Genomic DNA, 26,464 nt, shown 5'->3' on the forward strand with positions numbered 1-26,464 from the left:
TGTTTGGACAAAACCCAGGACAGAGGGAATAAGATGGTCTTGTCTGTTTATATATTTTATAAAATTGTTAAACAGTATTAGTCTTTTTGATAAACATGCCGTATAATTGTTTAATAATTTATAACAAATATTAAACGTTATGACTGCATTAGAATTCACCAATCATATACAGCTCGCTGCTGGTTCTCTGCGGCCAGTTGCCATGAACCTTACCCGCAACGCGGATGATGCCAAAGACCTGGTGCAGGAAACGCTGCTAAAGGCGCTCAGTAACCGCGACAAGTTCAATGCCGGTACCAACCTGAAGGCGTGGCTTTACACCATCATGCGGAACACGTTCATCAACAATTACAACAAGGTTACCAAACGCAGCAGCAACATTGACAGTACGGAGTACTTGCAGTACCTGAACACAGATGACAGCTTTGTGACCGTCAACAAGGGAACGGCTGCCTTCGTGATGAGTGATATCAAGGCTGCTATCGCACGCCTGAATGAAGAGCACCGCCGGCCTTTCATGATGTACTACATTGGGTATAAGTACCTTGAGATAGCCGAAAAGCTTAATATTCCCATTGGAACAGTGAAAAACCGTATACACATCGCCCGCAAGGAGTTGAAGAAACTGCTGCAGGTTTATGGCGACTAGCTACAACTTTAACAGGATTAATTAGTAAATTCCTAAATGGCTCACAACAAAGTAATCGTAATAGGTGCAGGTTTCTCCGGCTTGTCTGCCGCCACTTGTCTCGCTGACCAGGGCTATGAGGTGACGGTGCTCGAAAAGAACGCCACTCCTGGAGGGCGGGCCCGCAGCTTCGAAGCCAACGGCTATACCTTCGACATGGGGCCGAGCTGGTACTGGATGCCTGATGTGTTTGAGTCTTACTTCAACAAGTTCAACAAAAGCGTTTCCGATTACTATGACCTGGTGCGGCTGGACCCCTCCTACACAGTGGTGTTTGGAGAGGGTGATTTCGTGGATGTACCAGCTTCGCTGGATGAGCTGAAAACCCTGTTTGAAAATTGGGAGCCGGGGAGTGCTGCTCGTCTCGACAAATTCCTAGAGCAGGCCGCTTATAAATATGAAGTAGGCATCAACCAGCTCGTGTACAAGCCGGGCCGCTCGATGAGCGAGTTCATGAGCCTGCGTCTGTTGCTGGATGTGCTCCGCATGGATGTGTTCCAATCCATACATGCGCACATCCGCCGCTTCTTCTCGCACGAGAAAATCATCAAGCTGATGGAGTTCCCAGTGTTGTTCCTGGGTGCGCTACCGCAAAACACGCCGGCGCTTTATAGTCTGATGAACTACGCCGATATCAGCCTGGGCACCTGGTATCCGATGGGTGGCATGTATAAGATAATCGAAGGGATGGTGCAGCTGGCTGAGGAGAAGGGCGTGGCTTTTCTCTACGACCAGGATGTGCAGGCAATAGAGGTAGAGCAAGGTATAGCCCGCCGCGTACGCACCGCTTCCGGCGTATTCGAGGCTGACGTGGTGGTGGCCAGTGCAGACTATCACCATGTAGAGAAAAACCTCTTGGCTCCGGCCTACCAGAGTTATACAGACAAGTATTGGGACACACGTGTGATGGCGCCTTCCTGTTTGATTTTCTATTTAGGTATAGGCAAGAAATTGGAGAACCTGCGCCACCACAACCTGTTTTTTGATGAGGATTTCGGACCGCATGCACATGAGATTTATACTGACCCGAAATGGCCGGCCAAGCCGCTGTTTTATGTATCGGCGCCATCGGTGACGGACGCCAGCGTGGCGCCTGCCGGCTGTGAGAACCTGTTCGTGCTCATGCCGGTAGCTCCGGGACTGGAGGATACCGAGGGACTGCGCGAGCAGTACTATAATGTCATCATGGACCGGCTGGAGCACCTGACCAAGCAGGAGGTGCGCAGCGCTGTGGTGTACAAGCGCAGCTATGCCCACCGCGACTTCATGTCGGATTACAATGCCTTCAAGGGCAATGCCTATGGTCTGGCCAATACGCTGTTGCAGACAGCACTGCTCAAGCCTAGTTTGAAGAGCAAGAAAATAAAGAACCTGTACTACGCGGGTCAGTTGACTGTGCCGGGCCCGGGCGTGCCGCCTTCCCTTATTTCGGGGCAGGTCGTGGCCAAGGAAGTGGCGAAGGATTATGCACTGGCTCCGGGCCAGCGATTACCAGTGAGCAATTAACTCCCCTGAAACTATGGAGCTTTTCAAAGAAACCTGCCTGAAGTGCAGTAAGCTGATTACCGAGGCGTATAGCACGTCGTTCACGCTCGGCATCAAGACGCTGCACCGTAAATTCCATGCGCCCATCTACGCCATCTATGGCTTTGTGCGCTGCGCCGATGAGATAGTGGATACCTTTCACGACTACGATAAGCGCAAACTGCTCGACGAATTCAGCCGACAGACTTATGAGGCCATTGAGCAGGGCATCAGCCTGAACCCGGTGCTGCATGCTTTCCAGTGCGTGGTGAACGAGTACAAAATAGACCGTACATACATTGATGCCTTCCTGAAGAGCATGGCCATGGATTTGGATGACCACGTGTACGACCCGGCGCTGTACAAAGAGTACATCTACGGATCGGCCGAAGTGGTGGGGCTGATGTGCCTGAAGGTGTTTTGCGAGGGCGATGCGGAGCAGTTTGAGCGCCTCAAGAAACCGGCCTGCAGTTTGGGCGCGGCTTTCCAGAAAGTGAACTTCCTGCGCGACATGCAGAGCGACTTCAAGGAGCGGGGAAGGGTGTACTTTCCATCCGTGGACATCCGCACGTTCAACAACGCGAGCAAGGAGGAGATTGAGGCCGATATCGCCAAAGACTTTGAGGATGCCTACGCCGGTATACTGGCTTTGCCCCGGTCTGCGCGCATGGGCGTATACCTGGCCTACGTGTATTACTTGAAGCTTTTCCGGAAAATCAGACACCTGCCGGCAACCCATATCTTAAATGAGCGCGTAAGAGTACCTGATAACAAGAAGTTTGCCCTACTTTTGGGCTCCTATGTCAGGTACCAACTAAATGCCATTTAGCCCGTGAAGAATATTTTACTCTTACTTTCCGTCTTCCTCTTACTTCCATTCACCCTGCTGGCCGACAATTCCAGCGACTACAAACTGCCCGATTTGCGCACGCAGTTCCTGGAGGCCAGCAAAGACAGTCGTGCCGGCAAGGAATTTCATGAACTGATGAGCAACTACGAGGACAACAACCCCGTGGTGCTGGCTTACAAAGCCATCTCGGAGGCCATCATGGCCAAACATGTCTGGAATCCCTACACGAAGATGAAACACCTGCAGAAGTCATCAGAGGTGTTTGAAGAGGCGGTGAAGCTGGATGCGACCAATCCTGAAATCCGGTTTTTGCGCTTCACGGTGGAGCACTATGTGCCCCGTTACCTGAACATGAGCAAGAACCTGCAGGACGACAAAGCCAAAATCATCGCGGGTCTGGAGCGCCATCCGAAGTCGGGTCTGTCAACGGACATGGCCCGCAACATTCGCGACTTCATGCTAACCAAGGACCACTGCACGGAGCAGGAAAAACAAAGACTCAAAAGTATACCCATTTAAACAACATGCCCCTCTACCTATACCTGAACATCTTCACCATCCTGTTCCCGCTGTTGCTCTCGTTTGACAGGAAAGTGGCCTTTTACAAGAACTGGCCATACCTCTGGCCGGCCATCGGCATCAACGCGGGTCTGTTCATCATCTGGGACTCGTTGTTCACAGAGGCGGGTATTTGGGGCTTCAATGAGGAATATCTGGTTGGGATATACCTGTTCAGCCTGCCGTTTGAGGAGATTCTTTTCTTTATCACGGTGCCTTACGCCTGTGTGTTCATTTACGAGTGCCTCAATGTTTACATCATAAAAGACCTCTTGCAGCCTTATGCAAAAGGTATAACCTTCCTGCTTATACCTGTGCTGCTGCTGTTGGCTGTCTTCAACCTGGAGCGACTCTATACCTTCATCACCTTCACCTTGCTGGCTGCCATGCTGGGGCTGCATTACTATTATTTTAATACCCAGAAACTGGGGCGGTTTTACCTGGCGTACATCGTGCACCTGGTGCCTTTCCTGCTGGTGAACGGCGTGCTGACTTACCTGCCGATCGTGTGGTATAACAATAGCCACAATCTAAGCCTGCGTATTGTGTCTATACCTGTAGAGGACACTATGTACTCCATGCTCATGCTGCTGCTCACGATTTCAATCTATGAGGGGCTGAAACAGCGGTTTGCCGTTAAACAATATCAGAAGATGGCTGTATAACAGTATATGAGGAACCTCCAGGTCACAATCGATTCAAACTCAGGCTTCTGCTTCGGCGTGGTGTACGCCATCCAAATGGCGGAGGACATACTCGACGAGCAGGGATATCTCTATTGTTTGGGTGACATCGTGCACAACGACGTGGAGGTAGAGCGCCTGCAGCAGCGGGGCCTGCGCATCATTGACCATGCCCAACTGCGGGAACTGCGCAATGAATCGGTGCTGATACGGGCGCATGGCGAGCCGCCCCAGACGTACCACGTGGCCATGCAGAACAACCTGACCCTGATAGACGCTTCCTGTCCGGTGGTGCTCAAACTGCAGAACCGTATCAAGACGTCTTATGACAAGGACGAGCGCATCTTCATCTATGGAAAGCACGGGCATGCGGAGGTGATGGGCCTGTTGGGGCAGACGAGCAACAAAGCGGTTGTATTTGAGAGCGTGGAGGAACTGATGCAGCACGAACTGCCATCTAAAATCACGCTCTACAGCCAGACCACTAAAAGCACCAACAGCTTTTACAACATCAAGAATACGCTGGAACAGCAGGGGTACGAAGTCGATGCCAATGACACCATCTGCCGGCAAGTGTCTAACCGCGACAAAGATTTGCGGAAGTTTGCCGCCCAGTTCGATAAGATTATCTTCGTGTCAGGCACCAAGTCAAGCAATGGCAAAGTGCTTTACCAGGTATGCAAGGATACCAACCCGGCCACGTACTTTGTGTCGAAGGTGGAGGAACTGCAGCCGGAGTGGTTTGCCGACGGCGACACCGTAGGGATTTGCGGCGCTACTTCTACTCCCATGTGGCTGATGGAAGAAGTGCGGGACGCGCTCCTGCGGCAGACGGTATAGGTATAGCCTAATTTTTGAACCGTGTTCAGGTGTAGCCTGTTCCTAGAATTCATATGGCAAAGACAATCAAACGGGATAATAGAGGTATAGCGGTGGCGGCTACGATAGTGGCCTGCTGGTTTGGCCTGCTCGCCTACCTGTTGCATTTTCCGATTGACTTTTCTTCGCCGCTGCCCTACCTGTTCCTGCTGCTGCAGACGCACCTGTATACCGGCCTTTTCATCACGGCCCACGACGCCATGCATGGCGTAGTCGCTCCCGGCAGACCCACGCTGAATCGCCTTATCGGGACTGTTACTGCTTTCCTGTTCGCTTACAACTGGTATCCGCGTCTGTTGCCTAAACACCACCAGCACCACCGCCACGTGGCCACGGAGGAGGATCCTGACTATCACCACGGTTCTTTCTGGCCCTGGTATTACAGCTTTCTGAAGAACTACATCACCTGGTGGCAAATCGTGCTTATGGCCATTACTTACAATGTGCTGCAGCTGTTCTTCCCGCTTGAGAATGTTATCATGTTCTGGATGGTCCCTGCAATACTGGCCACGTTCCAGCTTTTCTACTTCGGTACTTACCTGCCGCACCGCGGAGAGCATGCGCCTGAGAATCGGCATAAGTCGGGTACGCAGGCCAAGAACCATCTGTGGGCCTTTGTGAGCTGCTACTTCTTCGGGTACCATTACGAGCACCACGACAAACCCTATCTGCCTTGGTGGCAGCTGTACAAAGCAAAAGGGTAGCCAACGCGATGTTGGCTACCCTTTTGCTTTTAAGGTATAAGCGACTTAGTGCGCACCAGCTTCCTTGCGGCAGCAGTCGTCCAGCTTGTTGTAAGCGCGTGGCGTGGCGGGCTTGTCATCGGCATCGTAACCGGTGTCATTCACGGCCTTCTTGATTTTGTCTTCGTTGGTCTTCTTGCTGTCGAAGGTCACGGTCAGCATCTTGGAATCCACGTCCAGTGTAGAGGACTTCACGCCTTTCTCGTAGGCCATGGCTTTCTCCAGGCTCTTCTTGCACATGTCGCACACAGCCGACGTCTTGATTTGAATTGTCTTTTCGTTGCCGTTCTGGGCCTGTACGCTCAGTGTGGTGAAGAATACAAGCAGTGCCACTCCTAGGTTTTGTAGTGATTTCATGGTAAGGAATTGAATGGTGAATTATGGTTTATCTGTTTAAATGGATCTATTCAGGCTGAAGTTGTTTTTACAAAATCTGTACCGCTATTCTATCTTGAAGCGCATACCTGCATAAATAACGCGGCCGGTAATCGGGCCCCACACCATGCTGGCGTCAAAGGCCGGGCCGAATGGGTCGCTGGCGCCCAGGATAGCGTCGGGCTGTCGGTAGTTCAGCAGGTTCTCGCCACCCACGTATACCTCCCAGCGCTTGAAGGCCCGCGATACCTGCCCGTTCAAGGTATAGAACCGGTCGGAGCTGCGGGCATTGGCTGCTCCGCTATGTCCTTCGGCGTAAGCCAGCGGCATCTTTCCAAAGTACTGGGTGGTCAGGTCGGCGCGCCATTTGTCGAAAGGCGTGGCAAAGCCCAGGTTCACGAAGAAGCGGTGCTGCGGAATCATGGGGCGCTGCTGCAATTCACCGTTGTAAGTGGTCTGCACGTCAAAGTACTTATAGGCCGTCTTCACGTCAAAGCCTTTCAGCACCTCATACTGCAGCTCCGCCTGGAAGCTGCGCGAGAAGGAGCGCCCCTGCAGGTTGTAAAAGGAAATCTGATGGGCGTTGCTGTACATATCGGCTACCACCTGGTTCTGGAACATGGTGTAGTAATAGTCGGTGATGAAGGCGCCCGGACGGCCGCCCAATTCAAAGTACTGCGTGAACGAGCCTCCCAGATTCCAGGCTTTCTCCGGCTCCAGCTCTTCCCGGAAGGTGAATTCACGGGCGCTCACCAGAGAGGCCGTGTTCTCGGATATAGGATTGGCTACACGGAAGCCTTTGCCTGCCGCCACCCGGAAAATGGTGTTGGGCGTCAAGTCATACTTCACGTTCAGGCGTGGCGTGAACACGGTGCCGTAGAGGTTATGGAAATCAGTTCGGGCACCGGCCACAATGGTCAGGTTCTCGGAGTTGTTAAAGATGTACTCGGCAAAGATGCCCGGCACACGCTCGGTGCGGGCTAACCGGTTCTGCTCCAGGCGCTCGGTATAGTCATCGTACAGGAAGCTGGCGCCCACTTTATAGGTATGGCCCGTATGCCCGATGATGGACTGGAAGATGAAGCGCAAATCTCCGGTGTTCTGCTCCCCGTTGTAGTTCCGGCGGCCATAGAGGGAGTTGAACTTGTGGTGCACCCCTGAGGTGATGAAGCCCAAACTCTGGTAAGGCCTTCCGGGGAAGGTATAGGAGGTCTTGTTGTAGAAGGACAGCCGCTCCGTCTCCGACTCCGTCCCGTAATGCTGCTCCGGACCTACGGGTTCGCCTTTCTCATAATCCATCTGCCCGCCCAGCTTTGTCTCGCGCAGGGCGTTCACCCCAAACTCCGAAACCCAGGTATCGCCGTGCTTGTACTTCCACTTGTTGTACACGTTGTGGTGCGTGCCCAGCGCCAGGTCCATGAAGCCGTCCTTGTTGCGGTCCACTCGGTTGCCCAAGTGGTCGGAGTGCAGCATCAGGAGCGTGCTCCACTTCGGACTCACCTGCGCCGACACGTTTAGGTTGGCATCGAACTTGGCCAGGCTGTTGCCATACAGGTTCAGGTATAGCCGCTCTGTTTTCTCCGGGTCGCGCAGTTTCACGTTCACCTGTCCTGAAATGGATTCATACCCATTCAACACAGAGCCCATGCCCTTGATGATGTCAATAGACTCAATGTAAGTGCCGGAGAGGTAGTTGAGGCGGTAGGGGGTGGAAAGGCCGCGCAAGGCGGGCACGTTGTCAGTAGTCAGCAAGGTATAGGAGCCATCCAGGCCCAGCATCTGTATCTGCTTGGCCCCAGATACGGCATCGGTGGTGGTCACCTCCACAGAGGCATTGGTCTCAAAGCTCTCCGCCAGGTTGCAGCAGGCCGACTTCTCCAGGTCGCGGTTGGTAATCACTTGGGAGTTGGTAGGCGTGAGAGCGGAGTAGCGGGTCTGCTGCCCTTCCACCACCACCTCCTGAATGGAGCTGGTCGGGGAGAGGGCCACGGTCACAGTCGTTTTTCCGCTTACATCCACCGTGTCGGGCTTATAGCCAAGGTATGATACCACAATATGCGGTGTGGTGGCGTCGGCTGACTGCAGCGTGAAACTGCCCGAGGCATCAGTGGATACGCCTTTGGTAGTGCCTTTCCAGACGGCGCTGGCGCCAATAAGGGGAGTATTTGTGGTTCTGTCTACCACCTTGCCGTTAAGCTGCTGGGCGGTGGCAGGTATAAGTATTGTAATAAGGAGTGCGAATGTAGCGGCAAACTTGCCAATAAGTCGCACAGGTATGCTGGTATACATGTCTGGTTATCGTTTGAATCTCTGAATGCAGGTATAGGCACAGACGGAAAGCCGGTGCCGGGGCGAAGCAATCAGAATCGCTAGACGATAAGGATGTGCAGGCGATGCAGCAGATTTATTCCATAGACAGGCGGAGAGCTGTCGGAATGGGTGAGGATGCGCTCGTCTGTGGCAAGAGCCGGTGCCCAGGTGGTAAAAAGTGGCTTGAAATCAACCAGGAAGAAAACAGGCGCTTCCAGGTGGAAGACCTTGAGCGAAGAAACAGGCTCGAGCTTTTCAAAGGAGAACTCCACTGTGCAGCAGTCCTCTTCTGTATCCTTCTGAGGCTGAGCATCCTCGCAGCAACCCTCCATAGGCTCCTCGGTTCCGGACGCCTTCAGGCCCGTCATCAGGCACAGCTGCTCGCTCAGGGCAACGCCCACTGAACCCAGCAGGATACTGAGGGTCAGCAGCAGTGTGACGGTATGACGGAGGGTCTTGCTCACGGCACAAATATACGCATATCCTCTGAACAAAAGAACCAATCTTTATCCACTTTGGGGATAGCGCCCCACTTTGTCCCACCTTCCCCACTTTGTCCCACTTTTCGAAAATCAACTTGCTTAGCCCTGTCAGGTATAGTGACTTTTAAGGTTAACTCTCTGTGAAACAAAATGTTATAATATTGCCTCTCTCGTATATTATGGATTAGGTATGTTTTATGCAAATAAACTTATCCGCAAAATGACGCGACCAAATGTGGATAATGTGGATAAGTGGGGTGGATAACCGTAATTTATCCACAAAGTGGTAAAAAGTGGGAGATTGTGGTTGTGCTGATTTGCTGAATCGTTACATTTGTATACTCCGAAAACTATACGGATTAAACTGTCGCAACCCATGAACTTCCTGTCTGGCGAATATGAATGCAAGATTGATCCGAAGGGAAGGTTGGTTTTACCTGCAAAGATAAAATCAAACCTACCGGAGGCGTCGGGCAATCATGTGGTGCTGACAAGAGGCTTCGAGCCCTGTCTGGTGCTCTACCCCAAGTCGGAGTGGAAGTCGATTTACGACAAGGTGGCGGGGCTGAATGAGTTCAATGAGGAGTACCGCCACTTCCAGCGCAATTTCTTCCGTGGCAACACGGAGATTGAACTGGACGGCACAGGCCGCTTTATCGTGCCCCGCACGATGGCGCGCTTCGCCGATTTGGAGAAAGAGGCGATTGTGGTGGGCTTGGGCAACCGCGTGGAGATTTGGAACCCGGACAAGTATGAGGATTTCCTCATCAAGGACCAGCAGAATTTCTCGCAGCTCGCCCAGAAGTTTTTAGGTGACAAGCAGGAGGAGGAACCACAGGTATAATGGAGTACCATCGCCCTGTCATGTTGCAAGAGTGTATTGATGCCCTGGCTATTAAGCCCGACGGCATCTATGTGGATGTCACGTTTGGAGGGGGAGGCCATTCGGCCCTCATTGCCAGCAAGCTTACAACCGGTAAGCTGTACTCGTTCGATCAGGACCGTGATGCCCAGGAGCAGTCAAAGAAAATCGAAAACCCGGCCTTTACGTTTGTGCGCGCCAACTTCAGGGACCTGAAGAAGTACCTGCGCCTGTACCGCGTGAAGGAGGTGGACGGCATCTTGGCTGACTTGGGTGTTTCGTCGCATCAGTTCAACGTGGCTGAGCGTGGTTTTTCCACCCGCTTCGACGGCCCGCTGGACATGCGCATGGACCCGGAGGCAGGCACGCCAGCGAGCGAAATCGTGAACACTTACAGCCAGGAGCAACTGCACCGGCTGTTCGGCATCTACGGCGAAGTGAAAAACGCCAAGACGCTGGCTAGTGTCATTGTGGCGCAGCGGGCCCGCAAGCCGATTGAGACAATCGGCGACTTCAAGCAGGCCATCAGTTCCTGTACCCCCCGTGGGAAGGAGAACAAATACCTGGCGCAAGTGTTTCAGGCGCTTCGCATTGAAGTGAACGACGAGATGAAGGCGCTGGAGGAGATGCTGGAGCAGGCGGCGGAAATGCTGAAGCCCGGTGGACGGCTGGTGGTGATGTCCTACCACTCGCTGGAAGACAGGCTGGTGAAGAACTTCATTGCGAAGGGCAAGTTTTTCGGGGAGGTGGAGAAAGACCTGTTCGGAAACGAGATAAAGCCGCTCGAGGCCGTCAGCCGCAAGCCTATCGTGCCATCAGAGCAGGAGCTCCTGGAAAACAGCCGCTCCCGTAGCGCAAAACTTAGAATAGCAGAGAAGAAATAATGAATTAAGAGACAAAGCTAGACTCTAGCTCAATTTAATAATCAACTATGGCTCCTAACCTGATGACGAAGAAAGCTGCCGTGCCAAAGGGCAATTCGGTGCGCGTGAGGCCAGAGGAGGCGCCGAAGCCGGAGGTGAAGGTGAAAAAGAAGGGCTTCAGCCTGTTCAAGTTGCTGGACAGGTATACCAACGTTGATTTCCTGTTTCAGGAAGGAGTGCCTACCAAGTACCTGCCACATGTGCTCTTCCTGACGGGCGTCACGCTCTTCTACATCGGCAACACCCACTATGCTGAGAAGACCATACGCAAAATAGCCAAACTCAAAATAGAGACAGAAGACCTGCGCGCAGACTACACCACGTTGAAGTCTGACTACATGGAGGCCAGTAAGCAGTCAGAGGTGGCACGCAATGTGGCGCCGCTGGGCCTTGTCGAAAGTTCATCTCCACCCTATCAAGTCATTGTGCCTGTAGATGAATATTAAGAAATCCATAGTGATTCGGGTGCGGGTAGCCTTTTTGGTTGTCTGCCTTTTTGCGTGCGCAATTGTCTATAAAATCGTGCAGATACAGTTTCTGGACGGTTCCAAGTGGAAAGAGATTTCGAAGGAGCGCCGCATCCGTTACCAGCCGGTGCTGGCGACGCGTGGCAACATCTATTCAGACAATGAGAGTATCCTGGCTACGTCCCTGCCCTTTTACCGGGTGGCCTTTGACCCGACTATTGCCGATGCCAAGGCCTTCAACGCGGGTGTGGATTCGCTGGGCATGCTGCTGTCGCGTTTCTACCGCGACCAGTCGCCGGAGTACTACAGCCGCAAGTTGAAGAACGCGCGGCATGCAGGCAGAAGGTATATCCGGTTGAATAGCCGGCAGATAAATTACCAGGACAAAAAGCTCATGTCGAGCTGGCCCATTTTTCGGGCTGGTAAGAACAAGGGAGGCGTGATATTCGAGAAGGTGGAGAAGCGCTTCAAGCCGTTCGGTCTTCTGGCGGAGCGTACCATTGGCTTCATCAACGAAGACAAGAACGGTGCCGGCCTCGAGTTCAGCTTCAACGGTGAATTGGCTGGCAAAGATGGTGAGGCGCTGTTCGAACGCATCGCCGGCGGCAACAAGCCTATCTACGACGGCACGGAAGTAGCTCCGCTGAATGGCTACGATATCAAGACCACCCTGGACATCAACCTGCAGGATGTGGCGGAAAACGCCCTCTATAAGGCACTGGTGGAGAAGAACGCGGACTACGGCTGCGTGATTCTGATGGAGGTGAAGACAGGTGAAATCAAGGCGATGGCCAACCTGGGCAAAACCAAGGGCGGCTACATCGAAGACTATAATTATGCGGTTGGTAACCAGGGACGTACGGAGCCGGGCTCAACCTTCAAGCTTGCTTCCATGCTGGCGTTGTTTGAGCATACGAACCAACAGCTGACCGATACGGTGGATACCGGTAACGGAACCTACCGGATAAAGAACACCACGATGACCGATGTGAAAATCGGGGGGTATGGCAAAATCACGACGCAGGAGGTGTTTGAGAAATCATCCAACATCGGAGTCGCGAAGCTGATACAAGAGAACTTCAGCGACAACCCAAAGGCATTTGTGGACTACCTGAACAAGATTGGCCTGGGCAGCACACTCGGTTTCCAGATGGACGGAGAGGCAAGGCCCTATATCAAGAATCCGCAGGAGAAGAACTGGTATGGCACCACACTCACCTCCATGTCCATTGGGTATGAGATGAAGCTGTCGCCGCTGCAGACGCTGGCGCTCTACAATGCCGTGGCTAATAACGGGGTGAAGGTGCAGCCCATCATCGTGAAGGAGATTCGGCGCGCAGACCAGGTGCTTCAGACGTTCCAGACGCGTGTGCTGAATGAGAAAATCGCTTCAGACGAGACCCTGAAGAAAGTAAGGACCATGCTGGAAGGCGTGGTGCAGAACGGAACCGCCAGGAACATCAAAAGTGCCGATTATAAAGTGGCCGGTAAAACCGGTACAGCCCGCAAGGTGAAGGATGGCAAGTATGTGAAGCTATACTCCACCTCGTTTGCTGGCTATTTCCCGGCAGACAATCCCAAGTATAGCTGCATTGTCATCATTGACAGTCCGCGTGGTGTGAACGTGTATGGTGGCGACGTGGCGGCCCCGGTTTTCAAGGAGGTAGCCGACAAGGCGTATGCCCGTGACCTGGCCATGCACCAGCCGCTGCAGGCCCGCGTGGTGCCGAACAAGGACAGCCTGCCACGGGTAGAGGCCGGCAGCTTCGATGACCTGAGCCTGATTCTCAACCGAATCGGTATCAGCAACCATGGTGTACCTGCGGATGAGGAATGGGTGCGGGTATCGCCGCAAATGCGCTCCTTGAAGTTCGAGGCTAACCCAGTGATGGGAGGAAAGGTGCCAAACGTAACGGGTATGACGCTGCGCGACGCGCTGTTCATTCTGGGCAACCAACACCTGAAGGTAAGTGTGGAAGGTGCCGGCAAGCGGGTGGTAAAGCAGTCAGTGGAGCCGGGAGTTGCGGTAGAAAAAGGAAGTAAAATAACGATAGTATTAAGTTGATGCGATTGCTTCAGGACATACTGAAAGACGTGAACGTGCTGGAAAGCCACGGACCGCTTGCTGTGCAAGTGGCAGGAATCACCTTTGATTCCCGTCAGGTGCAGGAGGGGGTGCTGTTCGTGGCCATGCGCGGGGTGCAGGTGGATGGACATACCTACATGGGCAAAGCTGCTGAAGCAAATGCCGTGGCGATAGTCTGTGAAGAACTGCCGGAAGAGCGGTCAACGGGTGTCACCTACATCAAGGTGAAGAACAGTGGCGAGGCGCTCGGGCAGATGGCTGCTGCTTTCTATGGGCATCCTTCCAGAAAACTGAAACTGATAGGGGTGACCGGCACCAACGGGAAAACAACGTCTGTGACATTACTGCACAAGCTGTTCCGGGAGTTGGGCTACCATGTGGGGCTAATTTCTACAGTTCAGAACCAGATAGATGAGGAAGTGATTCCGGCCACCCATACCACTCCGGATGCCGTGTCATTGAACGCGCTGCTGGACAAGATGGTGAAGGCCGGCTGCGCCTATGCCTTCATGGAAGTAAGCTCACATGCCATGGTGCAGCAGCGGGTGGCAGGTATAACCTTCGCCGGCGGGGTGTTCACTAACATCACCCACGACCACCTGGACTACCACGGCACGTTCGATGAGTACATCAAGGCGAAGAAATCTTTCTTTGATATGCTGCCAGCCGGTGCATTTGCACTCATCAATGCCGACGACAAACGCGGGCCGGTGATGGTGCAGAATACGAAAGCAGAGGCAAAGTACTTCTCACTTCGCAAAGTGACTGACTTCAAGGCGCGCCTGATAGACAACACGCTGCAGGGCCTGCACCTCGAGATAGACGGACACGAAATATGGTGCAAACTGATTGGGGCCTTCAACGCCTACAACCTACTGGGAGCCTATGGCGTGGCAGTGCTGCTGGACGAAGACCCGGTGGAGGCGCTGACCATCCTGTCCAGCCTGGATACGGCGGCGGGGAGGTTTGACTACATCGTGTCGGAGACAGAACAGATAACAGGTATAGTGGACTATGCCCATACGCCAGATGCGCTGGAGAACGTGCTCAATACCATTCAGCAAATCCGGACTCCGCTGCAGACGGTGATAACAGTGGTTGGCTGCGGTGGCAACCGTGACGCGACCAAACGACCGGTTATGGCGGACATCGCCTGCCGCCTGAGCGACAAGGTGATTCTGACTTCTGACAACCCGCGCTTCGAGGAGCCTCAGGCCATCTTGGAGGACATGCAGAAGGGCGTGAAGCCGCTGGACTTCAAAAAAACGCTGTCGGTGCTGGACAGGCGGGAAGCGATTCGCACGGCCTGCATGCTGGCTGGCAAAGAAGATATTATACTGGTGGCGGGCAAAGGGCATGAGACTTACCAGGAGATAAAGGGCGTAAAATACCCGTTTGACGACAAGCAAGTACTGCAGGAGACCCTGCAGCAACTCGGCAAGTAAAAACAAAGCCGATTACGAAAAGAAACCATTTAGTTACAGACTATAGATTAAATGCTCTACCACCTCTTTACATACCTTGACCGCGAATTTGACGTGCTGGGAGCGGGTGTATTCCAATACATCTCTTTCAGGGCAGGTATGGCGACTCTGGTGTCATTGCTCATTGCTATGATTTTTGGCGGGCGGCTCATCAAGGTGCTGCAGCGCAAGCAGGTAGGCGAGAGTATCCGCGACCTGGGCTTGGAAGGGCAGATGGAGAAAAAAGGCACACCGACCATGGGTGGTCTCATCATCCTGCTGGCCATTCTGGTGCCGACGCTGCTGTTCGCGCGCCTCGACAACATCTACATCCTGCTCATGCTGGTGTCCACGGTATGGCTGGGGCTCATCGGCTTTTTGGATGACTACATCAAGGTGTTCAAGAAGAACAAGGAAGGACTGGCCGGAAAATTTAAGGTTCTGGGCCAGATTGGCTTAGGAATAATCGTGGGGCTGACGCTATACTTTAACGACGATGTGGTCGTAAGACAGTACATTTTCACAGATGGCTCCACCTCGGCAGTCAATGCCACCAGCAAGTGGGTGGACATCAAATCCATGATTACCACCATTCCCTTCCGCAAGAACAACGAACTCGACTACTGCAACCTGTTCAGCTTTGCCGGACCGCTTTTCGCGGGTTGGAGCTGTTACCTGTACATCCCGTTCGTGATATTGGTGATAACGGCTGTATCGAACGGCGCCAACATCACCGACGGCATCGACGGTCTGGCGGCCGGTACTTCTGCCATCATTGGTCTGACGCTGGCCATATTCGCCTGGATTTCCGGTAACACCATCTTCGCGGACTACCTGGACATCATGTTTATACCGAACTCGGGTGAACTGACCATTTTCTGTCTCGCTTTCGTGGGAGCCTGTGTAGGATTCCTGTGGTACAACTCCTACCCGGCGCAGGTGTTCATGGGCGATACCGGCAGTCTCGCCATCGGGGGCATCATCGCGGTGCTGGCCCTGATTGTGCGCAAAGAGCTGCTGATTCCAATCCTGTGCGGCATTTTCCTGATAGAGAACCTGTCGGTGATGCTGCAGGTGAGTTATTTCAAGTACACGAAGAAGAAATACGGGGAGGGCCGGCGAATCTTCAAGATGTCGCCGCTGCACCACCACTACCAGAAGAACGGCTACCATGAATCCAAAATCGTGTCACGGTTCTGGATTGTGGGCATCATGCTGGCGATTTTGACATTGGCAACCCTGAAGCTGCGATAGGCTCATTAAAACTGTAAACATGAAAGTAGCGATACTAGGTGCGGGAGAAAGTGGCGTAGGGGCGGCTTTGCTGGCTAGGGCGAAGGGGCTGGACGTGTTTGTGTCGGATATGGGGCAGATAAAGGAGGCCTACAAAGCCAAACTGGCGACGGCGGCTATACCTTACGAGGAAGGTACCCATACCTTTGAGCGGATACTGGAGGCGAAAGAAATCATCAAAAGCCCTGGCATACCTGAAAAGGCCCCTATCATACAGGAAGCGGTGAAGCGTGGGATTCCGATTATCTCCGAAATCGAGTTTGCTGGCAGGTATACCGATGCCAAGTTCATCTGCATCACCGGCACCAACGGCAAGACCACGACTACGCTGCTGACTTACCACATGCTCAAGAGCGCAGGTATAGACGTGGGCCTGGCCGGAAACATCGGGGAGAGCCTGGCCGAGAAGGTGATTGAGAACAAACACGCTTACTACGTGGTGGAACTGAGCAGTTTCCAGCTCGACAACATGTACCAGTTCAAGGCGCACATCGGGGTGCTGCTCAACATCACGCCCGACCACCTGGACAGGTATAACTACGAAATGACACAATACGCTGCCTCCAAACTGCGCATCGCGCAGAACATGAGCGGCGCGGACTATTTTATCTACAATGCTGATGATGTTAATATCCGTAATGCGTTCGATTCTGCGTCTTTTGGCGGAACCACAGTCCCCTTCACGCTACAAGGGGAACAGAGTGCCAAAGTCTTATTCGAAGGAGACCATGTGAAAGTGAACGTGCGATTCTTTGAGGGTGATGTCGATACATCAAAATCCGCCCTTATCGGAAAGCACAACCAATACAATACCATGGCCGCAGTGGCCGTCGCGAAGCTCATGGGAGTGGAGAACGGGCAGATAGAGCAGGCGCTCGAGACCTTTGAGAACGCTGAGCACCGGCTGCAGCTGGTAGGTATAGCCAAGGAGGTTTCCTACATCAACGACTCCAAAGCCACCAATGTCGAGGCGGTATGGTACGCGCTGGAGGGCATCAAGCAACCCATCATCTGGATTGCGGGCGGCGTGGACAAGGGCAACGACTACAGCGCGCTGGAGGAATTGGCCAAGGAGAAGGTGAAAGTGCTCATCTGTCTGGGAAAGGATAATGAGAAGCTGAAGCAGTCCTTTGGCCGCATCGTGCCCATTATCGCAGAGACGACCTCCATCGAATATGCCGTGCGCCTGAGCCGCTCACTGGCCGTGCCGGGAGACGTAGTGCTGCTGTCGCCAGCCTGCGCCAGTTTTGACTTGTTTAACAACTACGAGCACCGGGGGCAGCGCTTCCGGGAGGCCGTGGAGAAGATAGTATTGAAGAAATAGCATAAGCGTACACTTTTAGCCAAAGGTCACATGATAAAGGGATGGATACAGCAAAACCTGAAAGGGGATGCGGTGCTTTGGGGCATCGTGCTCGCCTTCTCGCTCATCAGCGTGTTGGTAGTGTATTCCGCCACAGGCACACTGGCCTATAAGTCGCGGGAGGGAAACACAGAATACTTCCTGTTCAAACACACGTCCCTCATCCTCATCGGGTTGGCCTTCATGTGGTTTGCCCACAAGGTGAACTACCGCTACTACTCCAGGCTCTCGCTGGTGGCGCTCATCCTGTCGGTGCCCCTGTTGCTGTTCACCTATTTCTACGGTGCCAATATCAATGAGGCCTCGCGTTGGATTACCATACCTGTGATTAACCAGACCTTCCAGCCTTCGGATTTGGCCAAGCTGGCGCTCATATCCTACCTGGCGAGCATGCTCTCCAAGAAGCAGCACGTGCTGGATGACTGGAAGCGCAACCTGGTACCCATGTTCCTGTGGACGGGCGGCATCTGTGCCCTGATTGCCCTGACCAACACCTCTACGGCGGTGTTACTCTTCATTACCTGCCTGTTGCTGATGTTCATCGGGCGCGTTCCGATGAAGTCGCTGGCCGCCTTCGTCATCATCGGAGCCATGGCCGGAGGAGCCGCCTTGGCACTAGGTCAGCGTATGGAGACAGCCATCAGCCGTGTGCAGGACTTTATGGACCCGACCGAGACAGCCTTCCAGTTGGAACAGTCTTACATTGCCATTGCAACAGGAGGCGTGGTGGGCAAGGGACCCGGCAACAGCGACCAGCGCGATATCCTGCCGCACCCCTACTCTGACTTCATCTATGCCATCATCCTGGAAGAATATGGATTGATAGGAGGGGTGATTGTCCTGTTCCTATACCTGGCCCTGCTGTACCGCGGCCTGGTTACGGTGAGCAAAAGCAACGGAGCGTTTGGTGGACTGCTCTCAGCCGGACTGAGCTTCAGCCTGGTAATACAAGGTATGATTAACATGGGTGTGGCCGTAGGATTGGGACCGATTACGGGTCTGCCGCTGCCGCTGCTGAGTATGGGAGGCACCTCACTTATTTTTACGGGCATCTCCTTGGGCATCATCCTGAGTGTGAGCCGCACCGAAAGCGAACTGGAACGTGCCTCTTTAGGAGCATCTAAAAAAGCGACAGCAAATGCCTAACCGCATCAGGCCATATCGCATCATCATCAGTGGTGGCGGCACCGGCGGGCACATTTACCCGGCCATCGCCATCGCCAACCGAATCAAGGCCATCAGTCCAGATTCGGAAATCCTGTTTGTAGGGGCGATTGGGCGAATGGAGATGACACGGGTACCGGAGGCGGGCTACAAAATCGTGGGCCTGTGGATTAGTGGGCTTCAGCGCCGACTGACGCTCGACAATCTGTCCTTCCCCTGGAAGGTGATTTCCAGTATCCGGATGTCGCACAAGATTATAAAGGACTTCCAGCCGGATGCGGTAGTGGGAGTGGGGGGCTATGCCAGCGGTCCTCTGCTGTATGCAGCCACTGCTCGGCGTATACCTGCGCTGATACAGGAGCAGAACTCCCACGCCGGCATCACCAATAAGCTGCTGGCCAAACGAGTGCAGAAGATATGCGTGGCCTATAAAAACATGGAAGCCTTCTTCCCGGCCGAAAAGCTGGTGTTGACGGGGAACCCGGTGCGGCAGGACATCATGGACAGCCATACTAAAAGGAGAGAGGCACTACTGCACTTCGGGCTGACATCTGAGAAGAAAACGATTCTGGTTATCGGGGGAAGCCTGGGCGCCAGAACCATCAACCAAAGCATAGCCGCAGGGTTGGAGGCCATTGTGGACGCAGGCTATCAGCTGATTTGGCAAACGGGCAGAGCCTATTACCCGCAGGCCCAGGAACAGGAAAAGCCTTATGTAGACAAAGGGATTCGGGCATTCGATTTTATCAGGCAGATGGACCTGGCCTATGCGGCGGCTGATGTGGTGGTATCCCGGGCGGGTGCCTTATCCATTTCAGAGCTTTGCCTGGCCGCGAAGCCTGCCATACTGGTGCCCTCGCCCAACGTGGCGGAGGACCACCAGACCAAAAACGCGATGGCCCTGGTACAGGAGCAGGCTGCATTGCTGGTGCATGACCAGGGGGCACAGCAACAGCTGGTGCCAGCCGCCCTACAATTGGCCGCAAACGAACAGGAGCAGCAGCGCCTGTCGCAGAACATACAGAAACTGGCGCGGCCCAATGCCGCTGCGGATATTGTCAACGAGTTGTTAAGCATCATCAAGTGAGACTGGAAGACTATAGATACATCTATTTCCTGGGCATCGGCGGTATTGGCATGAGTGCCATCGCCCGCTGGTTCTATGCCAATGGCTTTCCGGTTTGGGGCTATGACAAGACCCGGACCACCCTCACGGAAGCACTTGAGCAGGAAGGTATACAAGTGCATTACGAGGATGACGTACAGCACCTGCCACAAGAGATACTGAATAACAAAGCTGCCACACTGGTCGTGCTGACGCCGGCTATACCTGCCGAGCATACCGAGTGGGCCTACCTGAAGGAACAAGGCTATACTATCAAAAAGCGTTCGGAAGTGTTGGGCATTATCACGGCCTCTGCTTTCACCATAGCCGTGGCAGGTACGCACGGCAAGACAACAACCTCTTCTATCGTGACGCACCTGCTGCACCACGCCGGAGTGGATTGCTCGGCTTTCCTGGGAGGTATAGCCACCAACCTGAACTCCAACCTGCTTATAGGCAAGGGGGGCGAAGGCAAGGAGACGGTAGTGGTAGAGGCCGACGAGTATGACCGCTCTTTCCTGACATTGTTCCCGGACATCGCCATCGTGACCTCCGCTGACCCGGACCACCTGGACATCTATGGTGACAAGGAGGAGATGATTAGGACCTTCCAGAAGTTCATCAGCCAGATAAAGCCAGGGGGCTACCTTATTCTGCAACAGGATACAGACCCTCGCCTGACGGACCTGGTGCAGGAGGGGGTACGGGTAATACGCTACAGCCTGGAGCAAGGGGAGGCGCATGTATATCACATCGAAATCGATGGGCATTGGTTCGGTTTTGATGCTGAGACACCCTTCGGTAACATAGCCCGTCTGCGACTTGGACTGCCTGGCTATCACAACGTTGAGAACGCGTTGGCAGCCCTGATGGCGGCCCAAATCCTGCAGGTACCGGCCGAGAAACTGCAGTCAGGTATAGCAAGCTACAAAGGGGTGAAGCGTCGTTTCGAAATTGTATTCGAAGGCGAAGGCAAGGTCTTCATAGATGACTATGCGCACCATCCAAAAGAGATTGATGCGTTCATGTCTTCACTGCGCGCCATCTATCCGGACAAGCAACTAAAAGTGATATTTCAGCCGCACCTCTACACCCGCACGCGCGACTTCGCAGATGCGTTTGCGGAGAGCCTGAGCAAGGCGGATGAGCTGGTACTGCTGGATATATACCCGGCCCGGGAAAAGCCAATTGCGGGAGTGACCTCCCAGATGATTCTGGACAAGGTGACGAGCCCCCGGAAACAGCTGCTGCACAAAGACGAAATATTGCGGAATCTGGCTGAAAACCCTGATTTTGAGGTGTTGGCAACCGTTGGTGCCGGCGACATAGACACACTGGTTAAGCCTATTAAAAATATTTTAGAAAATAACTGATATGGGCTTGAATAGTAAAATAAAATCTTTAATTTTTGCATGTTGTAGCACGCTCGCTATCGGCGGGCTAGCAGGATTCGCTTCTTCACGCCAGAATGAAAAAAAGTGTGAAAAAGTGACAATAAAAATTGATAATGAGTACAACAATTACTTTATTGGGGATGAGGAAGTAAGGGACCTGCTGACCCGCGAAGGGGAGCGGAAATTGGAGGGGTTACCCAACCAACAAATTGACCTGAAGAACTTGGAGAAGCGCATAGAGGCGCATAGCTTTGTAAAAGAAGCAGACGTGTTCAGAGGGCTGGATGGCAACATTCATGTAAGCATAAAACAAAACAGGCCTATAGCAAGAATTATACGACCAGACCAGGATGTCTACATCGATGCAGAGGGTACCCTTCTGCCCCTCTCAGACAGATACACCGCTCGTGTAATACCTATTACGAAGTCCTCCGCCGGCAAGGCGTTTGGCAGGGACTTCTTTCAGGACTCTACAGGTCATGCCTATCTTTCCTTGCTTCAGTTCATCGAGAACGACCAGTTTTGGAAAGCCCAGCTAGCTCAGATGCACATTGATGCCCAGGGTAAAGTCTCCTTTCTGCCGCAGGTAGGGGAGCACACAATCGAATTTGGGGAGCCTTACAGGGCCGAACAGAAATTCAAAAAATTAATGGTCTTTTATAAAGAGGTGCTGCCCGTGATGGGCTGGGACAAATATAAGAGAGTCAATGTAGAGTACGAAGATCAGATTATTTGTGAATAACATATACAGAATATGCAGAACGACAAAATAGTAGTAGGCTTGGACATCGGCACAACCAAAGTTTGCGCACTTGTTGGTCGGAAGAATGAGTATGGAAAGCTGGAGATTCTGGGGATGGGCAAAGCCATCTCAGAAGGGGTGGTACGCGGCATTGTCAGCAACATCGACAAGACCGTAGAGGCGATAAAGAAGGCTATCCGTCAGGCTGAGGAACAATCGGGCATCAACATCGGGGTAGTAAACGTGGGGATTGCCGGGCAGCACATCAAGAGCCTGCAGCACAACGGCAGCATCACCCGCCAAATGACGGACCATGAAATCACTGTGGACGATGTGAATCGCCTGACAAACGATATGTACCGTCTGGTGACGCCTCCTGGCAGCGAAATCATCCATGTGATGCCGCAGGAGTACAAGGTGGACTATGAGGAAGGCATCGTAGACCCAGTGGGTATGTCCGGTGTTCGTCTGGAGGGCAACTTCCACATCATCACGGCTCAGTCCAACGCCATCAACAACATCAACAAATGCATTTCCCGTGCTGGCCTGGAGGTGGACAACCTGATTCTGGAGCCGTTGGCGTCCTGCATGTCTGTGCTGAGCGATGAGGAGAAAGAGGCAGGTGTTGCTTTGGTCGACATTGGGGGAGGCACTACAGATTTAGCCATCTTCAAAGACAATATCATCCGCCACACGGCAGTTCTGCCTTTCGGGGGCAACATCATCACGTCTGACATCAAGCAGGGCTGCATGGTGATGCAGAACCAGGCCGAGCAGCTGAAAGTGAAGTTTGGAAAGGCGATTGCCGATGAAGCCTCTGAAAATGAGATAGTTTCCATACCTGGCCTGCGTGACCGCACGCCAAAAGAAATTTCTCTGAAAAACCTTGCATATATTATAGAAGCACGGATGGAGGAAATAGTGGAACTCATCTATGCGGAGATTGTTAGGTCAGGATATTCCAATAGCCTGGCTGCAGGTATCGTGATTACCGGTGGTGGGGCGCAACTGCAGAATCTGGTACAGCTGGTGGAGTACATCACCGGTATGGATACACGCATTGGCTACCCGAACGAGCACCTGGGCAAGTCCAAGGTGGATGCCGTGAAGAGCCCGATGCACGCCACAGGCGTGGGCTTGGTATTGGCGGGCTATCAGTCACTTGATCAGCGCGCCGCGCATCAGGTAGAGTTGCCGCAACAGCAGCAGCAAGAGTATAACAAGCCTGCCGCCAAACCGGCCGCAAAGGAGAAGGAAGGAATGGGGCTGTTCCAGAAGCTCAAAGGCTTTTTGTCTGACGACATAGATTAACAAGAGACTAGTAAATTATTAGAAACCCATAATAGCAGGAGATTTTAGCATGACTTCAATGTACAGTTTTGACTTGCCCGCAAGCGGTAAGTCCATCATTAAGGTGATTGGTGTCGGGGGCGGTGGCAGCAACGCGGTGAACCACATGTATAGCCAGGGCATCAAAGACGTGGAGTTCGTGATCTGTAACACAGATATGCAGGCTTTGAAGAGCAGCAGTGTACCTAATAAACTTCAAATAGGCTTGAACCTGACAGAAGGACTTGGCGCTGGCGCCAACCCTGAGAAAGGCAAGCATGCTGCCCTCGAGAGCAAAGAAGAGATACGTGAACTGCTCAGCAACGACACCAAGATGGTGTTCATTACTGCTGGTATGGGTGGTGGTACTGGTACAGGTGCCGCTCCGGTAATTGCCAAGGTGGCCAAAGAACTTGGCATCCTGACAGTGGGTATCGTGACGGCTCCTTTCGTATTCGAAGGAAAGAAGAAGAAGACAGCTGCTGAAAACGGTATCAAGGAACTGAGCGAGAACTGCGACACAATCCTGGTTATCCTTAATGATAAGCTGCGCGAGATGTTCGGCAACCTGACTATCCGTGAGGCTTTCGCCAAGGCTGACAACGTGTTGACGACAGCCGCGAAGTCAATTGCTGAAATCATTACGGTTACTGCTGAAGTGAACGTCGACTTTGAAGACGTTAAAACGGTGATGAAAGACTCTGGAGCTGCAGTGATGGGTTCTGCAACGACAGAGGGCGAAGGCCGTGCCCTGCGCGCCGCTGAAGAAGCGCTTTCATCTCCATTGCTGAACAACACTGATATCCACGGTGCCCAGAAAATACTCCTTTCCATCATGTCTGGTGAGCAGGCCGAACTGGAAATGGACGAACTGACTGAAATCACAGAGTACATCCAGGACAAGGCGGGCCAGGAGGCGGAGGTTATCTTCGGCCACGGCATCGACTCTTCTTTGGGTCAGAGCATCCGCGTGACGGTAATCGCGACAGGTTTCGCTGCTGACGCAGAGGCTATCATTGAGCCAAGAAAGACGGTATTTGACCTAGAGAGCCAAAAAAAAATTGAAGTCGTAGAGCCAGTAAAGGTGGAGACACCTGAGGTAGTTAACTTCGTGGCCAAGCCAGTGGTGGCTCCTGTAGCCACTACACCGCAGCAGCCGGTTGCGCCGCAGTACGACGTGCGCAGACCAGTAGCAGAGCAGCCGCAGCAACCACAACAGCCACAGGCTCCGCAGCCGCAGCAGCAGGCTCCACAGCAGGCACAGCCGCAGCGCATTGTCTTTGAACTGGATGGCTATACCTCCAATGAGAATACAAACGCCGGGTATAACACCACCCGCGAAGACGACCTTGCCAAACGTGAAGCAGACCGCATCGCGGAAGAGCGTGAACTGATGCAGCGCAGAGCGCAAGAGAGACGTGACCGTCTGAGAATGCTGAGCTCTGAAATCACGACTGAGGCTATCAAGGAGAAACTGGATGTGCCAGCATATTTGCGCCGTAATGTAGCGTTGAGCAACGTGGTGCACTCATCTGAGCGTAGCATCTCCCGTTTCAACCTGAACGATGACAATGAGATATTAGGCGACAATCGTTTCCTGCACGATAACGTCGACTAAACTAGGTTTCTAATAATGGAGAGCGCCCGCAACATCTGTTGCGGGCGCTTTTTTTGTGCTCATCTCAACGTATACCTTGGACTCCAAGCAGGGAGATGCTAGAATTGGATGAATTGCTCTATCTGCTGGTCCAGTAGTTCCTTGTACAGTTGGTTGGTGATGGTGGTGCCATCGTAGTTTTTCTCAAACTGCGCCAACCTGGGCTTTAGGGCAAGCACATGCATACCCAGGTAATTGAATATATCAGTCAAATGGCTCATGGCCAGGCCGCTGCCCTGTACGCCCGAGGACAGTCCCACCATGGCCGCTTTTTTGTTCCGGAAGGTGTTGGGGTAGGCGAGGCCATCTATAAATGCTTTGAGCACCCCAGGAAAGGAGCCGTTGTACTCCGGCACCACGAACACGAATTTGTCCGAAGCCCCAATCGCACTACTGAGCCTGTTGAAGTCCTCATTGAGGCCGACATTGTCGTAGAGGGCAGAAGTGGTGAAATCGGCGGGAAGATCAGCTAAATCGAGTATCTGCACATCGATGCCGCGTTCCCGTAGTATCTGGGCATATAGTTCGGCTACGGCTCTTGATCGTGAGTGGGGCCTGTTGGTCCCTGTGATGATGGTAATCATGCTTCTGATTGTTTACTATACAACAGGAAAGTCTTCCATTGTTTGGCTAGACAGGCTGTATTCCGCTTCCTGTATACCAAAATAAAACAAAAAAGGCGAGAACAGGTATGCTGTCTCGCCTTTTCCTAGGATTGTTGCGCTTATGCCACGTTCTCTGAGCTTGCTTTTGCGCCCAGGTACTCGCGGTTCATCATCGCGATGTTGTCCAGCGATATACCTACTGGGCACTCTGCCGCACAGGCTCCTGTGTTAGAGCAGGCGCCGAATCCTTCCACGTCCATCTGGGCCACCATGTTCTCCACGCGCGTTTTGCGCTCCACCTTGCCCTGTGGCAACAGTGCCAGCTGCGACACCTTCGCGCTCACGAAAAGCATAGCAGAAGCGTTTTTGCAGGCTGCCACACAGGCGCCGCACTGGATACAGGTTGCTGCGTCAAACGCCTTATCGGCGATGGTCTTTGGAATCGGAATAGCGTTTGCATCGGGCACACCGCCTGTGTTCACAGACACATAGCCACCCGCCTGCTGTATACGGTCGAAGGCAGAACGGTCTACCACCAGGTCCTTGTGCACCGGGAAGGCGGCGGCTCTCCAAGGCTCAATGGTGATGGTGTCGCCGTCTTTGAAGTGGCGCATGTGCAGCTGGCAGGTAGTGGTGCCGCGCTCCGGACCGTGTGCCCGGCCGTTGATGAAGAGGCTACACATACCGCAAATGCCCTCGCGGCAATCATGGTCAAAGGCAACAGGCTCTTCGCCTCTCACCAACAAATCCTCGTTGAGTACGTCCAGCATTTCCAGGAAAGACATATCCGGGGAGATGCCCTTGAGCGGATATGTTACCAGTTGACCTGCTGCATTTCTATCTTTTTGGCGCCAAATCTTCAATGTAAGGTCCATTGGTTTAGCATTTGGATTACTTCCAGCCATTTTGTCTTTCTAAT

At 53.1% G+C, this 26,464-nt stretch carries 25 protein-coding genes; 20 read left to right on the forward strand and 5 right to left on the reverse strand.

Annotation, left to right across the window (positions count from 1 at the left end):
• Positions 1-139: 139 nt before the first annotated feature.
• Genes B051_RS0111840 through B051_RS0111870 form a run of 7 tightly spaced genes read left to right on the forward strand, consistent with a single transcriptional unit; the run spans position 140 to position 5,886 of the window.
• Entirely contained in the window at positions 140-649 is a 510-nt protein-coding gene (locus tag B051_RS0111840) for an RNA polymerase sigma factor (RefSeq protein WP_026236359.1), read from the forward strand.
• A gap of 36 nt (positions 650-685) precedes the next feature.
• The gene (locus B051_RS0111845; protein WP_018478415.1) at positions 686-2,194 is read left to right on the forward strand and encodes a phytoene desaturase family protein; all 1,509 of its coding nucleotides are present in this window, start codon (positions 686-688) and stop codon (positions 2,192-2,194) included.
• Between the two features lie 13 nt (positions 2,195-2,207).
• Positions 2,208-3,041 carry a phytoene/squalene synthase family protein gene (locus tag B051_RS0111850; RefSeq protein WP_018478416.1) on the forward strand — a complete coding sequence of 278 codons (834 nt, stop codon included), beginning with the start codon at positions 2,208-2,210 and terminating at the stop codon, positions 3,039-3,041.
• Between the two features lie 3 nt (positions 3,042-3,044).
• Positions 3,045-3,581 carry a hypothetical protein gene (locus B051_RS0111855; RefSeq protein ID WP_018478417.1) on the forward strand — a complete coding sequence of 179 codons (537 nt, stop codon included), beginning with the start codon at positions 3,045-3,047 and terminating at the stop codon, positions 3,579-3,581.
• Between the two features lie 5 nt (positions 3,582-3,586).
• Positions 3,587-4,285: a lycopene cyclase domain-containing protein gene (locus B051_RS21235; protein ID WP_018478418.1), complete on the forward strand. Its 699-nt coding sequence runs from the start codon at positions 3,587-3,589 to the stop codon at positions 4,283-4,285.
• 6 nt (positions 4,286-4,291) lie between these two features.
• A complete protein-coding gene (locus B051_RS0111865; RefSeq protein WP_018478419.1) occupies positions 4,292-5,143 on the forward strand; it encodes a 4-hydroxy-3-methylbut-2-enyl diphosphate reductase in 852 nt (283 codons plus the stop codon).
• A 53-nt stretch (positions 5,144-5,196) separates the two neighbouring features.
• Positions 5,197-5,886, forward strand: coding sequence for a fatty acid desaturase (locus tag B051_RS0111870; RefSeq protein WP_018478420.1), 690 nt, complete (start codon positions 5,197-5,199; stop codon positions 5,884-5,886).
• A 45-nt stretch (positions 5,887-5,931) separates the two neighbouring features.
• Here the strand turns inward: B051_RS0111870 and B051_RS0111875 are convergent, their stop codons facing one another.
• The 3 genes from B051_RS0111875 to B051_RS0111885 form a co-directional block, all read right to left on the reverse strand.
• On the reverse strand, positions 5,932-6,282 hold the full coding sequence (locus B051_RS0111875; protein WP_018478421.1) for a heavy-metal-associated domain-containing protein: 351 nt from the start codon (positions 6,280-6,282) through the stop codon (positions 5,932-5,934).
• A gap of 84 nt (positions 6,283-6,366) precedes the next feature.
• The gene (locus B051_RS0111880; protein WP_018478422.1) at positions 6,367-8,589 is read right to left on the reverse strand and encodes a TonB-dependent receptor; all 2,223 of its coding nucleotides are present in this window, start codon (positions 8,587-8,589) and stop codon (positions 6,367-6,369) included.
• A gap of 80 nt (positions 8,590-8,669) precedes the next feature.
• Positions 8,670-9,074 carry a hypothetical protein gene (locus tag B051_RS0111885; protein WP_245539618.1) on the reverse strand — a complete coding sequence of 135 codons (405 nt, stop codon included), beginning with the start codon at positions 9,072-9,074 and terminating at the stop codon, positions 8,670-8,672.
• A 394-nt stretch (positions 9,075-9,468) separates the two neighbouring features.
• Here B051_RS0111885 and mraZ point away from each other — a divergent pair, with 394 nt between their 5' ends.
• The 13 genes from mraZ to ftsZ are packed head-to-tail and all read left to right on the forward strand — an operon-like array spanning position 9,469 to position 24,901.
• The gene (gene mraZ / locus B051_RS0111890) at positions 9,469-9,936 is read left to right on the forward strand and encodes a division/cell wall cluster transcriptional repressor MraZ (protein ID WP_018478424.1); all 468 of its coding nucleotides are present in this window, start codon (positions 9,469-9,471) and stop codon (positions 9,934-9,936) included.
• Positions 9,936-10,838, forward strand: coding sequence for a 16S rRNA (cytosine(1402)-N(4))-methyltransferase RsmH (gene rsmH / locus B051_RS0111895; protein ID WP_033316861.1), 903 nt, complete (start codon positions 9,936-9,938; stop codon positions 10,836-10,838). The genes mraZ and rsmH overlap by 1 nt, the downstream gene beginning before the upstream one ends.
• Positions 10,839-10,885: 47 nt before the next feature.
• Positions 10,886-11,323, forward strand: coding sequence for an FtsL-like putative cell division protein (locus tag B051_RS0111900; protein ID WP_018478426.1), 438 nt, complete (start codon positions 10,886-10,888; stop codon positions 11,321-11,323).
• The gene (locus tag B051_RS0111905) at positions 11,313-13,409 is read left to right on the forward strand and encodes a penicillin-binding protein (RefSeq protein ID WP_026236361.1); all 2,097 of its coding nucleotides are present in this window, start codon (positions 11,313-11,315) and stop codon (positions 13,407-13,409) included. Before B051_RS0111900 ends, B051_RS0111905 begins: the two co-directional genes overlap by 11 nt.
• On the forward strand, positions 13,409-14,875 hold the full coding sequence (locus B051_RS0111910) for a UDP-N-acetylmuramoyl-L-alanyl-D-glutamate--2,6-diaminopimelate ligase (RefSeq protein ID WP_018478428.1): 1,467 nt from the start codon (positions 13,409-13,411) through the stop codon (positions 14,873-14,875). Before B051_RS0111905 ends, B051_RS0111910 begins: the two co-directional genes overlap by 1 nt.
• A gap of 51 nt (positions 14,876-14,926) precedes the next feature.
• Complete coding sequence (mraY, locus tag B051_RS0111915) at positions 14,927-16,147, forward strand: phospho-N-acetylmuramoyl-pentapeptide-transferase (protein WP_018478429.1); 1,221 nt, start codon at positions 14,927-14,929, stop codon at positions 16,145-16,147.
• A gap of 19 nt (positions 16,148-16,166) precedes the next feature.
• Positions 16,167-17,510, forward strand: coding sequence for a UDP-N-acetylmuramoyl-L-alanine--D-glutamate ligase (gene murD, locus B051_RS0111920; RefSeq protein ID WP_018478430.1), 1,344 nt, complete (start codon positions 16,167-16,169; stop codon positions 17,508-17,510).
• A 30-nt stretch (positions 17,511-17,540) separates the two neighbouring features.
• Positions 17,541-18,695: an FtsW/RodA/SpoVE family cell cycle protein gene (locus B051_RS0111925; protein WP_018478431.1), complete on the forward strand. Its 1,155-nt coding sequence runs from the start codon at positions 17,541-17,543 to the stop codon at positions 18,693-18,695.
• Complete coding sequence (gene murG, locus B051_RS0111930; RefSeq protein ID WP_018478432.1) at positions 18,688-19,800, forward strand: undecaprenyldiphospho-muramoylpentapeptide beta-N-acetylglucosaminyltransferase; 1,113 nt, start codon at positions 18,688-18,690, stop codon at positions 19,798-19,800. The genes B051_RS0111925 and murG overlap by 8 nt, the downstream gene beginning before the upstream one ends.
• Positions 19,797-21,191, forward strand: coding sequence for a UDP-N-acetylmuramate--L-alanine ligase (murC, locus tag B051_RS0111935; RefSeq protein ID WP_018478433.1), 1,395 nt, complete (start codon positions 19,797-19,799; stop codon positions 21,189-21,191). The genes murG and murC overlap by 4 nt, the downstream gene beginning before the upstream one ends.
• 1 nt (position 21,192) lies before the next feature.
• Positions 21,193-21,954, forward strand: coding sequence for a cell division protein FtsQ/DivIB (locus tag B051_RS0111940; protein ID WP_018478434.1), 762 nt, complete (start codon positions 21,193-21,195; stop codon positions 21,952-21,954).
• 12 nt (positions 21,955-21,966) lie between these two features.
• Positions 21,967-23,265 (forward strand): cell division protein FtsA, encoded by a 1,299-nt coding sequence (ftsA, locus tag B051_RS21240; protein ID WP_018478435.1) that lies wholly within the window; start codon positions 21,967-21,969, stop codon positions 23,263-23,265.
• Positions 23,266-23,314: 49 nt separating this feature from the next.
• A complete protein-coding gene (gene ftsZ / locus B051_RS0111950) occupies positions 23,315-24,901 on the forward strand; it encodes a cell division protein FtsZ (RefSeq protein ID WP_026236362.1) in 1,587 nt (528 codons plus the stop codon).
• Positions 24,902-24,999: 98 nt separating this feature from the next.
• On the opposite strand, the gene B051_RS0111955 is transcribed toward ftsZ, so the two are convergent.
• On the reverse strand, positions 25,000-25,524 hold the full coding sequence (locus B051_RS0111955) for an NADPH-dependent FMN reductase (protein ID WP_018478437.1): 525 nt from the start codon (positions 25,522-25,524) through the stop codon (positions 25,000-25,002).
• A 140-nt stretch (positions 25,525-25,664) separates the two neighbouring features.
• Entirely contained in the window at positions 25,665-26,420 is a 756-nt protein-coding gene (locus B051_RS0111960) for a succinate dehydrogenase/fumarate reductase iron-sulfur subunit (protein ID WP_018478438.1), read from the reverse strand.
• Positions 26,421-26,464: the final 44 nt, after the last annotated feature.

Source organism: Pontibacter roseus DSM 17521, assembly GCF_000373265.1.
In the GTDB taxonomy this organism is placed as follows: domain Bacteria; phylum Bacteroidota; class Bacteroidia; order Cytophagales; family Hymenobacteraceae; genus Pontibacter; species Pontibacter roseus.

What these genes read in the sequence shown, in the direction of transcription:
- mraZ (WP_018478424.1), top strand. Translation starts at nt 9,469, where the DNA reads ATGAACTTCCTGTCTGGCGAATATGAATGCAAGATTGATCCGAAGGGA.
- B051_RS0111870 (WP_018478420.1), top strand. Translation starts at nt 5,197, where the DNA reads ATGGCAAAGACAATCAAACGGGATAATAGAGGTATAGCGGTGGCGGCT.
- B051_RS0111925 (WP_018478431.1), top strand. Translation starts at nt 17,541, where the DNA reads ATGATAAAGGGATGGATACAGCAAAACCTGAAAGGGGATGCGGTGCTT.
- B051_RS0111880 (WP_018478422.1), bottom strand. Translation starts at nt 8,589, where the DNA reads ATGTATACCAGCATACCTGTGCGACTTATTGGCAAGTTTGCCGCTACA.
- B051_RS0111900 (WP_018478426.1), top strand. Translation starts at nt 10,886, where the DNA reads ATGGCTCCTAACCTGATGACGAAGAAAGCTGCCGTGCCAAAGGGCAAT.
- ftsZ (WP_026236362.1), top strand. Translation starts at nt 23,315, where the DNA reads ATGACTTCAATGTACAGTTTTGACTTGCCCGCAAGCGGTAAGTCCATC.
- ftsA (WP_018478435.1), top strand. Translation starts at nt 21,967, where the DNA reads ATGCAGAACGACAAAATAGTAGTAGGCTTGGACATCGGCACAACCAAA.
- murG (WP_018478432.1), top strand. Translation starts at nt 18,688, where the DNA reads ATGCCTAACCGCATCAGGCCATATCGCATCATCATCAGTGGTGGCGGC.
- B051_RS0111905 (WP_026236361.1), top strand. Translation starts at nt 11,313, where the DNA reads ATGAATATTAAGAAATCCATAGTGATTCGGGTGCGGGTAGCCTTTTTG.
- B051_RS0111875 (WP_018478421.1), bottom strand. Translation starts at nt 6,282, where the DNA reads ATGAAATCACTACAAAACCTAGGAGTGGCACTGCTTGTATTCTTCACC.
- murD (WP_018478430.1), top strand. Translation starts at nt 16,167, where the DNA reads ATGAAAGTAGCGATACTAGGTGCGGGAGAAAGTGGCGTAGGGGCGGCT.
- B051_RS0111955 (WP_018478437.1), bottom strand. Translation starts at nt 25,524, where the DNA reads ATGATTACCATCATCACAGGGACCAACAGGCCCCACTCACGATCAAGA.
- rsmH (WP_033316861.1), top strand. Translation starts at nt 9,936, where the DNA reads ATGGAGTACCATCGCCCTGTCATGTTGCAAGAGTGTATTGATGCCCTG.
- B051_RS0111910 (WP_018478428.1), top strand. Translation starts at nt 13,409, where the DNA reads ATGCGATTGCTTCAGGACATACTGAAAGACGTGAACGTGCTGGAAAGC.
- mraY (WP_018478429.1), top strand. Translation starts at nt 14,927, where the DNA reads ATGCTCTACCACCTCTTTACATACCTTGACCGCGAATTTGACGTGCTG.
- B051_RS0111865 (WP_018478419.1), top strand. Translation starts at nt 4,292, where the DNA reads ATGAGGAACCTCCAGGTCACAATCGATTCAAACTCAGGCTTCTGCTTC.
- B051_RS0111940 (WP_018478434.1), top strand. Translation starts at nt 21,193, where the DNA reads ATGGGCTTGAATAGTAAAATAAAATCTTTAATTTTTGCATGTTGTAGC.
- B051_RS0111840 (WP_026236359.1), top strand. Translation starts at nt 140, where the DNA reads ATGACTGCATTAGAATTCACCAATCATATACAGCTCGCTGCTGGTTCT.
- B051_RS0111845 (WP_018478415.1), top strand. Translation starts at nt 686, where the DNA reads ATGGCTCACAACAAAGTAATCGTAATAGGTGCAGGTTTCTCCGGCTTG.
- B051_RS21235 (WP_018478418.1), top strand. Translation starts at nt 3,587, where the DNA reads ATGCCCCTCTACCTATACCTGAACATCTTCACCATCCTGTTCCCGCTG.
- B051_RS0111960 (WP_018478438.1), bottom strand. Translation starts at nt 26,420, where the DNA reads ATGGACCTTACATTGAAGATTTGGCGCCAAAAAGATAGAAATGCAGCA.
- B051_RS0111850 (WP_018478416.1), top strand. Translation starts at nt 2,208, where the DNA reads ATGGAGCTTTTCAAAGAAACCTGCCTGAAGTGCAGTAAGCTGATTACC.